This is a genomic window from Pseudomonas sp. KUIN-1, assembly GCF_009176725.1.
GTDB lineage: Bacteria > Pseudomonadota > Gammaproteobacteria > Pseudomonadales > Pseudomonadaceae > Aquipseudomonas > Aquipseudomonas fragariae.
In genome coordinates this window covers 4,795,664-4,809,322 of the sequence record NZ_AP020337.1, presented here as the reverse complement: position 1 = coordinate 4,809,322, position 13,659 = coordinate 4,795,664, and the positions used below count along the sequence as shown (strand labels likewise).

The 13,659-nt window shown below is 58.7% G+C and carries 16 protein-coding genes; 10 read left to right on the top strand and 6 right to left on the bottom strand.

Translation table 11 applies throughout. From position 1 onward, the window contains the following. Positions 1–14 precede the first annotated feature (14 nt). The 6 genes from KUIN1_RS21585 to KUIN1_RS21560 form a co-directional block, all read right to left on the bottom strand. Entirely contained in the window at positions 15–1,508 is a 1,494-nt protein-coding gene (locus KUIN1_RS21585) for an RNA polymerase factor sigma-54 (protein ID WP_003340639.1), read from the bottom strand. Between the two features lie 182 nt (positions 1,509–1,690). After that, the gene (gene lptB / locus KUIN1_RS21580) at positions 1,691–2,416 is read right to left on the bottom strand and encodes an LPS export ABC transporter ATP-binding protein (protein ID WP_003313594.1); all 726 of its coding nucleotides are present in this window, start codon (positions 2,414–2,416) and stop codon (positions 1,691–1,693) included. After that, positions 2,417–2,965 carry a lipopolysaccharide transport periplasmic protein LptA gene (lptA, locus tag KUIN1_RS21575; protein WP_003424523.1) on the bottom strand — a complete coding sequence of 183 codons (549 nt, stop codon included), beginning with the start codon at positions 2,963–2,965 and terminating at the stop codon, positions 2,417–2,419. It abuts the gene before it with no gap. After that, the gene (lptC, locus tag KUIN1_RS21570) at positions 2,952–3,524 is read right to left on the bottom strand and encodes an LPS export ABC transporter periplasmic protein LptC (protein ID WP_003400249.1); all 573 of its coding nucleotides are present in this window, start codon (positions 3,522–3,524) and stop codon (positions 2,952–2,954) included. Before lptC ends, lptA begins: the two co-directional genes overlap by 14 nt. 8 nt (positions 3,525–3,532) lie before the next feature. After that, positions 3,533–4,072 (bottom strand): KdsC family phosphatase, encoded by a 540-nt coding sequence (locus KUIN1_RS21565; RefSeq protein WP_003413390.1) that lies wholly within the window; start codon positions 4,070–4,072, stop codon positions 3,533–3,535. After that, positions 4,072–5,046: a KpsF/GutQ family sugar-phosphate isomerase gene (locus KUIN1_RS21560; protein WP_003400250.1), complete on the bottom strand. Its 975-nt coding sequence runs from the start codon at positions 5,044–5,046 to the stop codon at positions 4,072–4,074. The genes KUIN1_RS21565 and KUIN1_RS21560 overlap by 1 nt, the downstream gene beginning before the upstream one ends. 304 nt (positions 5,047–5,350) lie before the next feature. Between KUIN1_RS21560 and KUIN1_RS21555 the strand changes: the two genes are divergently transcribed. The 10 genes from KUIN1_RS21555 to hisC all read left to right on the top strand — a co-directional run bounded on the left by KUIN1_RS21555 (position 5,351) and on the right by hisC (position 13,341). Continuing rightward, positions 5,351–6,160 (top strand): ATP-binding cassette domain-containing protein, encoded by an 810-nt coding sequence (locus KUIN1_RS21555; protein ID WP_003313589.1) that lies wholly within the window; start codon positions 5,351–5,353, stop codon positions 6,158–6,160. Further along, on the top strand, positions 6,160–6,957 hold the full coding sequence (mlaE, locus tag KUIN1_RS21550) for a lipid asymmetry maintenance ABC transporter permease subunit MlaE (RefSeq protein ID WP_003313588.1): 798 nt from the start codon (positions 6,160–6,162) through the stop codon (positions 6,955–6,957). The genes KUIN1_RS21555 and mlaE overlap by 1 nt, the downstream gene beginning before the upstream one ends. After that, a complete protein-coding gene (gene mlaD / locus KUIN1_RS21545; protein ID WP_003313587.1) occupies positions 6,957–7,424 on the top strand; it encodes an outer membrane lipid asymmetry maintenance protein MlaD in 468 nt (155 codons plus the stop codon). The genes mlaE and mlaD overlap by 1 nt, the downstream gene beginning before the upstream one ends. Positions 7,425–7,434: 10 nt before the next feature. After that, positions 7,435–8,085 (top strand): MlaC/ttg2D family ABC transporter substrate-binding protein, encoded by a 651-nt coding sequence (locus KUIN1_RS21540; protein ID WP_003400251.1) that lies wholly within the window; start codon positions 7,435–7,437, stop codon positions 8,083–8,085. After that, positions 8,082–8,387, top strand: coding sequence for an STAS domain-containing protein (locus KUIN1_RS21535; protein ID WP_003313585.1), 306 nt, complete (start codon positions 8,082–8,084; stop codon positions 8,385–8,387). The genes KUIN1_RS21540 and KUIN1_RS21535 overlap by 4 nt, the downstream gene beginning before the upstream one ends. Before the next feature lie 115 nt (positions 8,388–8,502). Continuing rightward, on the top strand, positions 8,503–8,742 hold the full coding sequence (locus tag KUIN1_RS21530; RefSeq protein WP_002555079.1) for a BolA family protein: 240 nt from the start codon (positions 8,503–8,505) through the stop codon (positions 8,740–8,742). Positions 8,743–8,764: 22 nt separating this feature from the next. Then, the gene (gene murA, locus KUIN1_RS21525) at positions 8,765–10,030 is read left to right on the top strand and encodes a UDP-N-acetylglucosamine 1-carboxyvinyltransferase (RefSeq protein WP_002555078.1); all 1,266 of its coding nucleotides are present in this window, start codon (positions 8,765–8,767) and stop codon (positions 10,028–10,030) included. Between the two features lie 153 nt (positions 10,031–10,183). Beyond that, a complete protein-coding gene (hisG, locus tag KUIN1_RS21515) occupies positions 10,184–10,819 on the top strand; it encodes an ATP phosphoribosyltransferase (protein WP_005739058.1) in 636 nt (211 codons plus the stop codon). A 123-nt stretch (positions 10,820–10,942) separates the two neighbouring features. After that, positions 10,943–12,289 (top strand): histidinol dehydrogenase, encoded by a 1,347-nt coding sequence (hisD, locus tag KUIN1_RS21510; RefSeq protein ID WP_003400252.1) that lies wholly within the window; start codon positions 10,943–10,945, stop codon positions 12,287–12,289. Further along, entirely contained in the window at positions 12,289–13,341 is a 1,053-nt protein-coding gene (gene hisC, locus KUIN1_RS21505) for a histidinol-phosphate transaminase (RefSeq protein ID WP_054092910.1), read from the top strand. The genes hisD and hisC overlap by 1 nt, the downstream gene beginning before the upstream one ends. Positions 13,342–13,659 lie beyond the last annotated feature (318 nt).

The window sequence follows — 13,659 nt, the reverse complement described above, 5'->3', positions numbered from 1 at the left end:
TGGCTCGGCCTGCATCACATCAGCCGCTTACGCTCACTGGAAGGGGCGATCCCGAGAGACTCACGGTACTTGGCGACTGTGCGACGGGCTACTTGAATGCCTTGTGCCTCCAGTAAACCAGCGATCTTGCTATCACTCAACGGCTTTTTCTGATTTTCCGCCGCAACCAGTTTTTTGATGATTGCGCGAATTGCCGTGGACGAGCATTCACCGCCCTCGGAGGTGCTCACATGGCTTGAGAAGAAGTATTTCAGCTCGTAAATGCCGCGTGGGGTGTGCATGAATTTCTGGGTGGTTACGCGCGAGATGGTCGACTCGTGCATGCCCACTGCCTCGGCGATGTCGTGCAGGACGAGCGGCTTCATGGCCTCGTCGCCGTACTCGAGAAAGCCGCGCTGATGTTCGACGATTTGCGTGGCGACCTTCATCAGTGTTTCGTTGCGGCTTTGCAGGCTCTTGATGAACCAGCGCGCTTCCTGCAACTGATTGCGCATGAAGGTGTTGTCTGCGCTGGTATCGGCGCGCCGTACGAAGCCCGCGTATTGCGGATTGACGCGCAGGCGCGGCACCGACTCCTGATTGAGTTCGACCAGCCAGCGTTCATTGTCCTTGCGCACGATCACATCCGGAATGACGTATTCGGCTTCTGTGGATTCGATCTGCGAGCCTGGACGCGGGTTGAGGCTCTGCACCAGTTCGATGACCTGACGCAGCTCGTCTTCCTTGAGCTTCATGCGTCGCATCAGCTGGCCGTAGTCGCGGCTTCCGAGCAGGTCGATGTAGTCGCTGACCAGGCGTTGTGCTTCTGTCAGCCAGGGTGTTTTTGCTGGCAGCTGGCGCAGTTGCAGCAGCAGGCATTCGCTCAGGTTGCGAGCGCCGATGCCGGCAGGTTCAAACTGCTGGATGCGGTGCAGGACGGCTTCGATCTCGTCGAGCTCGATGTCCAGTTCGGGGTCGAAGGACTCGAGAATCTCATCGAGCGTCTCGTCGAGATAACCCTGGTTGTTGATGCAGTCGATCAGCGTAACCGCTACCAGACGGTCCTTGTCGGACATCGGCGCGACATTCAGTTGCCACAGCAGGTGGCTTTGCAGGCTTTCGCCCACAGAGGTGCGCGTGGTGAAGTCCCACTCGTCGTCATCGTTGCTTGGCAGGCTGCTGGCGCTGGTCTGGTAGATGTCTTCCCATGCGGTATCGACGGGCAGCTCGTTGGGAATGCGTTCGTTCCATTCACCTTCTTCAAGGTTGTCCACGGTAGGCGCGGATTCCTGATAGGTCGGTTCCTGAACGTCGGGGTTGGGCTTTTGTTCGATGTTGTCGGCAAGCGGGTCGGAATGGTCGAAGTCGTCGCCTTCTTCCTGCCGCTCCAGCATAGGGTTTGACTCCAGCGCCTCCTGGATCTCCTGCTGGAGATCCAGAGTGGAAAGCTGAAGTAAGCGGATTGCCTGTTGCAGCTGCGGTGTCATCGTCAGCTGCTGGCCCATTCTCAAGACTAGCGATGGTTTCATGGCAGGGGCTAAACACCTTATTCGCCGGCGCGCATGCGCCATCTACTACAGGCGCCGTGGCGCCAACTTAAGCAAATTATATGCCTGAAACCTGTGCGTTTGCCTAGAGAGATATGACAAATAAAATGTTGTCAATACACTGCATAGGCATCAATCGGCTGCGAAGCGCAAAGGGCAGTCGATTAAAGGCGGAACTCGTGGCCGAGGTAGACCTCTTTCACCAGCTGATTCGCCAGAATGGTTTCGGAATCGCCTTCCGCAATCAGCTGTCCATCGTTGACGATGTAGGCCATTTCGCAGATATCCAGCGTTTCCCGGACGTTGTGGTCAGTGATCAGTACACCGATACCCTTGGCCTTGAGATGGTGAATGATCTGCTTGATGTCGCCTACCGAAATAGGGTCGACACCTGCGAACGGTTCATCCAGCAGGATGAATTTCGGTGCGGTGGCCAGGGCTCGAGCGATTTCCACGCGGCGACGTTCACCGCCGGACAGGCTCATGCCCAGGTTGTCGCGGATATGGGTGATGTGGAACTCCTGCAGGAGGCTTTCCAGTTCCTTGCGGCGCGCACCGGCATCGAGCTCCTTGCGGGTCTCGAGAATCGCCATGATGTTGTCGGACACCGACAGCTTGCGAAAGATCGAGGCTTCCTGAGGCAAGTAGCCGATGCCTGCGCGGGCGCGACCGTGCATGGGTTGATGGCTGACATCCAGATCGTCAATCAGCACGCGCCCCTGATCAGCCTGGACCAGACCCACGATCATGTAGAAGCAGGTGGTCTTGCCGGCACCGTTCGGGCCCAGCAGGCCGACGATCTGGCCGCTGTCGATGGAAATGCTCACATCGCGCACGACCTGCCGGCTTTTGTAGCTTTTAGCCAGATGCTGGGCTTTGAGCGTCGCCATTTACTGGGCCTTCTGAGGTTGATCAGTTTTCTTTTTCGGCTGGATGACCATGTCGATACGCGGACGTGGTGTGGTCACCTTGGCGCCGCCATTGGCCCGACCGGCGGTGACGACCTGTCTAACCGTGTCGTAGACGATTTTCTCGCCTTCCGAGGTGTTGCCATCATTGATGACCTTGGCCTTGTCGATCAGGACGATACGGTCCTGGCCAGCGTAATACTGGATGGTGACGGCATAGGCCTGCACGATCGGTTTGTCTACGGCAGGCTTCTGCTCGTAGTAAGCCAGGTTGCCGACGGAGGTGAAGACGTCGACTTCGCCCTGGGCATTACGCGTGATTGTCACGGTGTTGCCCGTGATTTTCATCGAGCCCTGAGTGATGATGACATTGCCCTTGTAGGTCGCCACGCCTTTCTTGTCATCGAGCTGAGCATCGTCAGACTGGATGTGGATAGGCTGATCTCGGTCGGTTGGCAGGGACCAGGCGCTCGCGCTTCCCAGTGCTGCGCCCAGGCCGAGCAATAAAGGAAGAGTTTTAACGAGCCTCATACTGTCCTCTTACGTTGGACAGCAGGTCCATCCTGCTGTCTTTCAAATACGCTTTCATTCCCTTGGCCGTAGTGACACCGCCCGCGCCGTCGATTCTAACGTCTTGGTCGGTCTGCGCATATTCCTTCTGAGGAAATACGGTCATGCGGCTGCTGGTAATAATGGTCGTGCGCTGTTTTTCATCGGTGCGTTCAACACGAACGGAATCCATCAGCTCGACCTGATCGCCGTCGGACGAAACTTCACCTCGTTTGCTTTGCACGTGCCACGGAAATGCTCCGCCGCGGTACATGTTCAGATTGGGTGTCGTCAGCAGGCTCACATCTGTGGCCTTCACATGCTCGACCTTGTCGGAGGTCATGTCGTACTGAAGTGTGCCGTCTGGCAGGTACTGCACGCTGCGAGTATTGATCGCATAGTAGTCGATCGCCGTGTCGTCAAGCGACGCATCAGGCTGGTCCATGAAGCTTTCCGGGCTGATGTTCCAGTAACCGACCGCTGCCAGCAGCAGCGCCAGTACCCCGAGAAGCAGGAACTTGCGAATTTTTTTAGTGAACATAATGGCTTCTATAAATAGGCGGAGTGAGCCGCTTCAAGGTTGCCTTGCGCACTCAGAATCAGTTCGCAGAATTCGCGCGCTGCACCTTCGCCGCCTCGCGCCCTGGTTATCCCGTGTGCGTGCTCGCGTACAAAGCCGGCAGCATTGGCCACTGCCATGCCCAGGCCGACGCGTCTGATGACGGGCAAGTCTGGCAGATCATCACCCAGATAGGCGACCTGTTCGTAACTCAGGTTGAGTTCTGCCAGCAACTTGTCCAGTACCACCAGTTTGTCTTCACGTCCCTGAAACAGGTGTTCAATGCCCAGGCTCTTTGCCCGGCGCTCGACTATCGCGGTCTTGCGGCCACTGATGATCGCCGTGGTGACGCCCGAGGCTATCAGCATTTTAATGCCCTGGCCGTCGAGAGTATTGAATGTCTTGATCTCGCTGCCGTCTTCCATGAAGTAAAGGCGGCCATCGGTCAGCACGCCATCGACATCGAAGACTGCCAGCTTGATGGCCTTGCCGCGTTGCATGAGATCCTGGGTCATTATTTCGGTTTCCATTACATGACGCCTGCGCGCAGGAGATCCTGCAGGTTGAATGCGCCAACCGGCCGGTCGTTCTGGTCTACGACAACAAGCGCACTGATTTTGTTGTCCTCCATGATTTTCAGCGCCTCGGCGGCGAGCATCTCGGCATGGGCGGTCTTGCCATGAAGCGTCATGACCTCGTCGATGATGGTCTGGCGGATATCGACGGGGCGGTCCAGTGTCCGGCGCAAGTCACCGTCCGTGAAGATGCCGGCCAGTGTGCCGTCGGCTTCGACGATGGCCGTCATGCCCAAACCTTTACGAGTCATTTCAAGCAGTGCGTCGCGCAACAGGGTGCCACGTTGCACGCTGGGCAGTGATTCGCCGGAGTGCATCACATTCTCGACCTTGAGCAGCAGGCGGCGACCCAGTGCGCCGCCCGGATGGGAGAATGCGAAATCTTCGGCAGTGAAACCGCGCGCGTCGAGCAGCGCCACGGCGAGGGCGTCGCCCATGACCAGTGCGGCGGTTGTCGATGACGTCGGTGCCAGGTTGAGCGGGCAGGCCTCATGCACGACATGCGCGTTGAGGTTTATGTCGGCAGCCTTGGCCAGAATGGACTCGGGGTCGCCGGTCAGGCTGATCATCTTTATGCCCAGGCGCTTGATCAGTGGCAGCAGGGTGACGATTTCGTTGGTGCTGCCGGAGTTCGACAGGGCCAGGATGATGTCATCACGGGTGATCATGCCCATGTCGCCATGGCTGGCTTCGGCCGGATGCACGAAAAACGAGGTGGTGCCGGTGCTCGCCAGGGTGGCGGCGATCTTGTTACCGATGTGTCCGGACTTGCCCATGCCGACCACGACCACGCGCCCTTTGCTGGCGAGGATCATTTCGCACGCGCGCACAAAATCGCCGTCAAGACGTTCAAGCAAGCCTTGCATGGCTTCTATCTCAAGGCGAATGGTGCGTTGCGCCGATTGGATCAGGTCACTGGATTGGTTCATGTCTGGAAAGGGTCAGCCTGCTGAAAGGCGGCGATTATAGCGGTAATGAACGATTCCCTCACGTCTGATCGTCGTTGTGTTGTTTTTAAACGAATTTCCTACGTACTTGCGGGTCTGTATTCAAGCCTGTGGCCATAACATTGTGGTACAGAATAATTCAGCGAATACCTGAACCACTCGGTTCTCTTCTTGGGGGCGGGTGGCTGCGGTGATATAGTTCGCGGCCTGTTCGGCACGCCTGGACAGCCTGTCGGTGTTCAACAACCGGCGGCTTGTGGCGGAAGCTGTATCGCAAGGAGTTTAGATGAGTCCTGATGACGCCTATGCGGTCGAGTTGAAAGGTGTGTCTTTCAAACGCGGTGCGCGCAGCATTTTCAATAACGTTGATATTCGTATTCCGCGCGGCAAGGTCACCGGGATCATGGGGCCGTCAGGCTGCGGCAAGACGACCCTGCTGCGCCTGATGGGTGCCCAGTTGCGCCCGAGCGAAGGGCAGGTGTGGGTCAATGGCCAGAATCTGCCTGAGCTATCGCGCAGTGATCTGTTCGATGCCCGCAAGCAGATGGGCGTTTTGTTTCAGAGCGGTGCGCTGTTTACCGATCTGGATGTTTTCGAAAACGTCGCCTTTCCCCTGCGCGTGCATACCGAGCTGCCGGAAGAAATGATCCGCGACATCGTTCTGCTCAAGCTTCAGGCCGTGGGCCTGCGCGGTGCGGTGGAACTGATGCCGGACGAATTGTCGGGCGGCATGAAGCGTCGTGTCGCGCTCGCGCGCGCAATCGCTCTCGATCCGCAGATTCTCATGTATGACGAGCCCTTCGTCGGGCAGGACCCGATTGCGATGGGGGTGCTGGTGCGTCTGATCCGCCTGCTCAACGACGCGCTGGGTATCACCAGTATCGTGGTGTCCCATGACCTCAGCGAGACGGCGAGCATTGCCGACTATCTCTATGTTGTCGGCGACGGGCAGGTGCTGGGGCAGGGTACGCCTCAGGAACTGATGTCCTCGGACAATCCACGTATTCGTCAATTCATGACCGGCGAACCGGACGGCCCTGTACCGTTCCACTATCCGGCGCCGGATTTTCGCGAAGATCTATTGGGGAAGCGCTGATGCGCAATAAGTCACTCATGGACCGGGTTCGCCTGCTGGGGCGCTCGGCCATTGATATTGTTACTGTTCTGGGGCGTTCCGGTCTGTTTCTGGTGCATGCCTTGCTCGGTCGTGGCGGTGCGGGCAGCAGTTTCCAACTGCTGGTCAGGCAGCTGTATTCGGTTGGCGTCATGTCGCTGGTCATCATTGTGGTGTCCGGCATGTTCATCGGCATGGTGCTGGCGCTGCAGGGCTTCAGCATCCTGACCAAATACGGTTCGGAGCAGGCGGTCGGCCAGATGGTTGCCCTGACGCTGTTGCGTGAACTCGGCCCTGTGGTGACGGCTTTGCTGTTCGCCGGTCGTGCAGGCTCTGCGTTGACCGCCGAGATCGGCAACATGAAGTCCACCGAGCAGCTGTCGAGCCTTGAAATGATCGGTGTCGATCCGCTCAAGTACATCGTGGCGCCGCGTCTGTGGGCCGGGTTCATCTCGCTGCCGATTCTGGCGATGATCTTCAGCGTGGTCGGTATCTGGGGCGCTTCCTGGGTGGCGATCGATTGGCTGGGAGTCTATGACGGTTCTTTCTGGTCGAACATGCAGAACAGCGTTTCTTTCACGAACGATGTGCTCAATGGGGTGATCAAAAGCGTCGTATTTGCCTTCGTGGTGACATGGATTGCCGTTTTCCAGGGTTACGATTGCGAGCCTACTTCCGAGGGGATCAGTCGCGCGACGACCAGAACCGTCGTTTACGCCTCGTTGGCCGTGCTGGGACTGGACTTTATTTTGACCGCTTTGATGTTTGGAGATTTCTGATGCAAAACCGTGCCATCGAAACCGGAGTCGGTCTGTTCCTGCTGGCGGGGATACTGGCTCTGCTCCTGCTGGCCCTGCGAGTCAGTGGTCTGAGCACAAGCGCGAGCACCGACACCTATAAACTTTATGCCTACTTCGACAATATTGCCGGTTTGACTGTCAGAGCCAAGGTAAGCATGGCTGGCGTCACGATCGGCAAGGTGACGGCGATCGATCTGGATCGCGATACCTTTACCGGTCGCGTCACGCTGGAGATTCAGAAGAAGGTCGATAACCTGCCTTCGGACTCGACTGCGTCGATTCTGACGGCTGGTTTGCTGGGTGAAAAATACATCGGTCTCAGCGTCGGTGGTGATGACAAGCTGCTCAAGGATGGCGGGACTATCCATGACACGCAGTCGTCGCTGGTGCTGGAAGACCTGATCGGAAAATTCCTGCTCAATACTGTTAGTAAAGACGCCAAGTGAGGAGCTTCAAATGATCTCTATTCTGCGCCGTGGTCTGCTGGTATTGCTGGCCACTCTGCCAATGCTGGCGAATGCCGCGGCGACCCCGTCGGCTCATGACCTGGTGGAGCGCACCACCAAGGAACTGTTGAGTGACCTGGCGACCAATCGCGAGCAGTACAAATCCAACCCAAGCGCGTTCTACGATGCCCTGAACCGCATCGTCGGTCCTGTCGTGGATGCCGACGGCATCTCCAAAAGCATCATGACCGTGAAGTATTCCCGCAAGGCAAGCCCTGAACAGGTGAAGCGTTTCGAGGAAAACTTCAAGCGCAGCCTGATGCAGTTCTATGGCAATGCGTTGCTTGAATTCAACAACCAGGGCATCACCGTCGCACCTGCCAAGGATGAAGGCGATGACCGCACCAGCGTGGACATGCAGGTCAAGGGCAATAACGGCGCGGTCTATCCGGTCTCCTACACGCTGGTCAAGCTGAACGGCGAGTGGAAAGTGCGTAACGTCGTCATCAACGGCATCAATATCGGCAAGCTGTTCCGTGACCAGTTCGCCGATGCCATGCAGCGCAACGGCAACAACCTGGACACCACCATCAACAACTGGGCTGGCGAAGTGGCCAAGACCAAATCTACCGTTGATGCCACGCAGAAGCCGGTGCAATGACCGAATCTGCCGTTCGCCTTGTCGGGCCGGGTGAGCTCAGACTGATCGGGGTGCTGGATTACCGCACAGGGCCGCAACTGCGCAAGCAGGGTGCGGCACTGATCAAATCCGGTGATCTGGCAGACCTCACACTTGACTGCTCGGGGGTCGAGAAGTCCAGCAGCGTCGGCCTGGCCTTGTTGCTGGCGTTCATGCGCGATGCCCGGGATGCGGGAAAGTCGATGACCCTCCGCTCGCTCCCCGAAGACATGCGCCAGATAGCTCGCGTATCAGGTTTGACCGAGCTGCTGGACGCCCACTGAAAGGCACTATCGAAAAAGCCCTTTATCCGGGACCTGCTTGTCGGGCTTCGCATAACATGGGCTTTTTTTGTATGATGCCAGACCCGCGCGCGTACAGCGCCGATCGAGGTTAAGCATGCAGGCCGTAGAAGTTAAAAGCTTCCTTGAAGGAAAGCTGCCGGAAATCAAAGTGGAAGTCGAAGGCGAAGGCTGTAACTTCCAGCTGAATATCATCAGCGACGAGTTGGCCGGCCTGAGCCCGGTCAAGCGTCAGCAACAGATTTATACCCATCTGAACCCCTGGATTGCCGATGGCAGCATCCACGCGGTGACCATGAAATTTTTCAGCCGCGCTGCATGGGCCGAGCGTTCCTGAGCCAATTGGTGTCGAGACTCTAATGGATAAACTGATTATTACCGGCGGCGTTCGTCTTGATGGCGAAATTCGCATTTCCGGGGCAAAGAACTCTGCCCTGCCGATCCTAGCCGCCACGTTGCTGGCGGACGGACCCGTCACCGTTCAGAACCTGCCGCACCTGCACGACATCACGACCATGATCGAGCTGTTCGGTCGCATGGGCATCGAGCCTGTGATCGACGAAAAGCTCAGTGTCGAGATCGACCCGCGCACCATCAAGACCCTGGTCGCCCCGTACGAGCTGGTGAAAACCATGCGCGCGTCGATTCTGGTGCTGGGCCCGATGGTCGCTCGTTTCGGCGAGGCTGAAGTGGCTCTGCCGGGTGGCTGTGCCATCGGTTCGCGCCCGGTAGACCTGCACATCCGCGGTCTTGAGGCCATGGGCGCGATCATCGACGTCGAAGGTGGCTACATCAAGGCCAAGGCACCTGAGGGTGGCTTGCGCGGTGCCAACTTCTTCTTCGATACCGTGAGCGTGACCGGTACCGAAAACATCATGATGGCTGCCAGCCTCGCCAACGGTCGCAGCGTGCTGCAGAACGCCGCGCGCGAGCCCGAGGTTGTCGATCTGGCCAACTTCCTGATCGCAATGGGTGCCAAGATTCACGGCGCAGGTACCGACACCATCACCATCGATGGCGTCAAGCGCCTGGGCCCGGCCACTTACAAGGTCATGCCTGACCGTATCGAGACCGGCACCTACCTGGTGGCCGCTGCCGTTACCGGCGGTCGCGTCAAGGTCAAGGACACCGATCCGACCATCCTCGAAGCTGTGCTGCTCAAGCTTCAGGAAGCGGGTGCAGAAGTCACGACCGGTGAAGACTGGATCGAGCTGAACATGCACGGCAAGCGTCCGAAGGCGGTCAATGTGCGTACCGCGCCTTACCCGGCGTTCCCGACCGACATGCAGGCGCAGTTCATCTCGCTCAACGCGATTGCCGAAGGCACGGGGGCGGTCATCGAGACCATCTTCGAAAACCGCTTCATGCACGTGTATGAAATGCACCGCATGGGCGCTCAGATTCAGGTTGAAGGCAATACCGCTATTGTCACCGGCACCGAAGTGCTCAAGGGCGCGCCAGTCATGGCCACCGACCTGCGTGCATCGGCCAGTCTGGTGATCTCGGCGCTGGTTGCCCAGGGTGACACGCTGATCGACCGCATCTACCACATAGACCGTGGTTACGAGTGCATCGAAGAGAAGCTGCAAATGCTGGGTGCCAAGATCCGCCGCGTTCCGGGCTAGCAGCACGCGGCCCTGATGCCGCTGGCATCGGGGCCGCCTGTTCTGTCGCGGGTGTGATTTCTGATTCGTTTCACTTCAGGTCAACAGGCCTGAGGGTTGTCATGCGCCGCTTGCGTCGTGACAAAAGTTTCCTGATAAGGACTTACGTTTCCCATGTTGACCATCGCACTGTCCAAGGGCCGCATTCTTGACGACACCCTGCCGCTTCTCGCTGAAGCAGGCATCGTGCCGACCGAGAATCCGGACAAGAGCCGCAAGCTCATCATCCCCACGACTCAGGCCGATGTGCGCCTGCTGATCGTGCGCGCCACCGACGTGCCGACCTATGTCGAGCATGGTGCCGCCGATCTGGGCGTCGCAGGCAAGGATGTGTTGATGGAATACACCGGTCAGGGCCTGTATGAGCCGCTGGACCTGCAGATTGCCAAATGCAGGCTGATGACTGCGGGTGCCATCGGGGCGGTCGAGCCCAAGGGCCGTCTGCGCGTAGCGACCAAGTTCGTCAACGTTGCCAAGCGTTACTACGCCGAGCAGGGGCGTCAGGTCGATATCATCAAGTTATACGGCTCCATGGAGCTGGCGCCGCTGATTGGTCTGGCAGACAAGATCATCGACGTGGTCGACACCGGTAACACCTTGCGCGCCAACGGCCTCGAGCCTCAGGAACTGATCGCGACCATCAGCTCGCGTCTGGTGGTGAACAAGGCCTCCATGAAGATGCAGCACGCACGCATTCAGGCCCTCATCGACACCCTGCGCAAGGCAGTGGAGTCGCGACACCGTAGCTGATTCATTCACGCAACGTTGAGTTGCGTCCAGCTATCCGTGTCATAGCCAGATTTCTCAGGTGCCTGCGCGGATAGCTTGGTAGCTTTAGGCTCCTGAGCATCCGCCAATTATTGAGGCCCCGCTATGACCACTCCCACTGCAATTCGACGACTCGACGCTGCTGACCCGGATTTCGCACGACATCTGGATCATCTGCTGAGCTGGGAAAGTGTGTCTGACGATTCGGTCAACCAGCGCGTGCTCGACATCATCAAGGCGGTGCGTGAGCGTGGCGACGCGGCGCTGGTCGAGTTCACCCAGAAGTTCGACGGGCTGCAGGTTGCGTCGATGGCCGACCTGATCCTGCCTCGCGAGCGTCTGGAACTTGCGTTGACGCGCATTACCCCGGTTCAGCGCGAAGCCCTGGAAAAGGCCGCCGAGCGTGTGCGCAGCTACCACGAAAAGCAGAAGCAGGATTCCTGGAGCTACACCGAGGCCGACGGCACGGTGCTGGGCCAGAAGGTCACGCCGCTGGACCGTGCAGGCCTGTACGTGCCGGGTGGCAAGGCTTCCTACCCGTCGTCGGTTTTGATGAACGCCATACCGGCCAAGGTGGCAGGTGTGACCGAGGTGGTGATGGTCGTGCCGACGCCGCGTGGTGAAATCAACGAGCTGGTGCTGGCCGCTGCCTGCATTGCAGGTGTCGACCGGGTGTTTACCATCGGCGGTGCGCAGGCTGTTGCAGCGCTGGCTTACGGTACTGAAAGCGTGCCGAAAGTCGACAAGGTGGTCGGCCCTGGCAACATTTATGTGGCCACCGCCAAGCGTCACGTGTTCGGCCAAGTCGGGATCGACATGATCGCCGGTCCTTCCGAGATTCTGGTGGTGTGTGACGGCCAGACCGATCCTGACTGGATTGCCATGGACCTGTTCTCGCAGGCCGAACACGACGAAGATGCCCAGGCCATTCTGGTCAGTCCGGATGCCGAATTTCTCGACAAGGTGGCGGCCAGCATCACCCGTCTGCTGCCGACCATGGAGCGGGCGGCCATCGTCGAAACGTCGATCAACGGTCGCGGCGCGCTGATAAAGGTGGCTGACATGGCCCAGGCCATCGAAGTCGCCAATCGCATTGCGCCCGAGCACCTCGAACTGTCGGTCGCCGATCCGGAAGCCTGGCTGCCGCAGATTCGCCATGCGGGTGCGATCTTCATGGGGCGTCACACCTCCGAAGCACTGGGCGACTATTGCGCAGGTCCCAACCACGTGCTGCCGACCTCCGGCACGGCGCGTTTTTCCTCGCCGCTGGGCGTCTACGATTTCCAGAAGCGCTCGTCGATCATCTATTGCTCGCCGCAAGGTGCGTCCGAGCTGGGCAAGACCGCGTCCGTGCTGGCTCGTGGCGAATCCCTGAGCGGCCACGCGCGCAGTGCCGAATACCGAATCACTGACCCTGACTGGAAAGCAGGCAACACAGAGGACGGCAAATAATGAGCAAATTCTGGAGCCCTTTTGTCAGCGATCTGGTGCCTTATGTGCCGGGCGAACAGCCGAAACTGACCCGACTGGTCAAGCTCAATACCAATGAAAACCCGTATGGCCCTTCGCCAAAGGCCATTGACGCCATGCGCGCTGCGCTGACCGACGACTTGCGCCTGTACCCGGACCCCAACAGCGATCTGCTCAAGCACGCTGTCGCCGATTACTACAAGGTGCAGCCCAGTCAGGTATTCCTGGGCAACGGCTCGGATGAAGTGCTGGCGCACATTTTCCATGCCTTGTTTCAGCACGATACTCCGCTGCTGTTCCCGGATATCAGCTACAGCTTCTATCCGGTGTATTGCGGTCTGTATGGCATCGACTATGAAACGGTCCCGCTGGACGAACAGTTCCAGATTCGTGCCGAAGACTACGCCAGACCGAATGCCGGGATCATCTTCCCCAACCCGAATGCGCCGACCGGTTGCCTGCTCGGTCTGGACAAGGTCGAGCAGATCATCAAGGCCAGCCCGGATTCGGTGGTGGTCGTCGATGAAGCGTATATCGACTTTGGTGGCGAGACAGCCATTACGCTGGTCGATCGTTACCCGAACCTGCTGGTCACCCAGACCCTGTCCAAGTCGCGCTCGCTGGCCGGCCTGCGCGTCGGCCTGGCGGTGGGGCATCCTGACCTGATCGAGGCGCTGGAGCGGGTCAAGAACAGCTTCAACTCCTATCCGCTGGACCGTATGGCCAATGTGGGTGGGGCGGCCGCTTTCGAGGATCGCGAGCACTTCGAGATGACCCGCAACAAGGTCATCGAAAGCCGCGAGGCACTGGTCGAGCAACTGCAGGGCAAAGGCTTTGAGGTGCTGCCATCGGCAGCCAACTTCATCTTCGCCCGCCACCCGCAACACGATGCCGCAGCACTGGCTGCCAGACTGCGCGAGCAGGGCGTCATCGTCCGCCACTTCAAACAGCAGCGAATCGCCCAGTTCCTGCGCATCAGCATCGGCACGCCAGAGCAGCACCAGGCGTTGCTGGAAGGTCTGAGCGACCTCTGAGAAGCGGATCGGTCAGCCCGAACACGGGCTGACTCTGCGCCGTCACTCATCGCCGACCTGTGTAAGTAATCCACATGGCTCGAAAACACCTCGGACCTGTGGGAGCGAGCTTGCTCGCGAAAGGGTCTGCACAAACGCCGAAAATGCATCGACTGAAACACCGTCTTCGCGAGCAAGCTCGCTCCCACAAGATCAGCGCTGCTGCAGAACATCTACGTGGCTCGAAAACACCCCCGACCTGCGGGAGTGATCCACAGGGCTTGAAAACACGCCGGACCTGTGGGAGTGAGCTTGCTCACGAAGGGGCCGGGGCAGTCG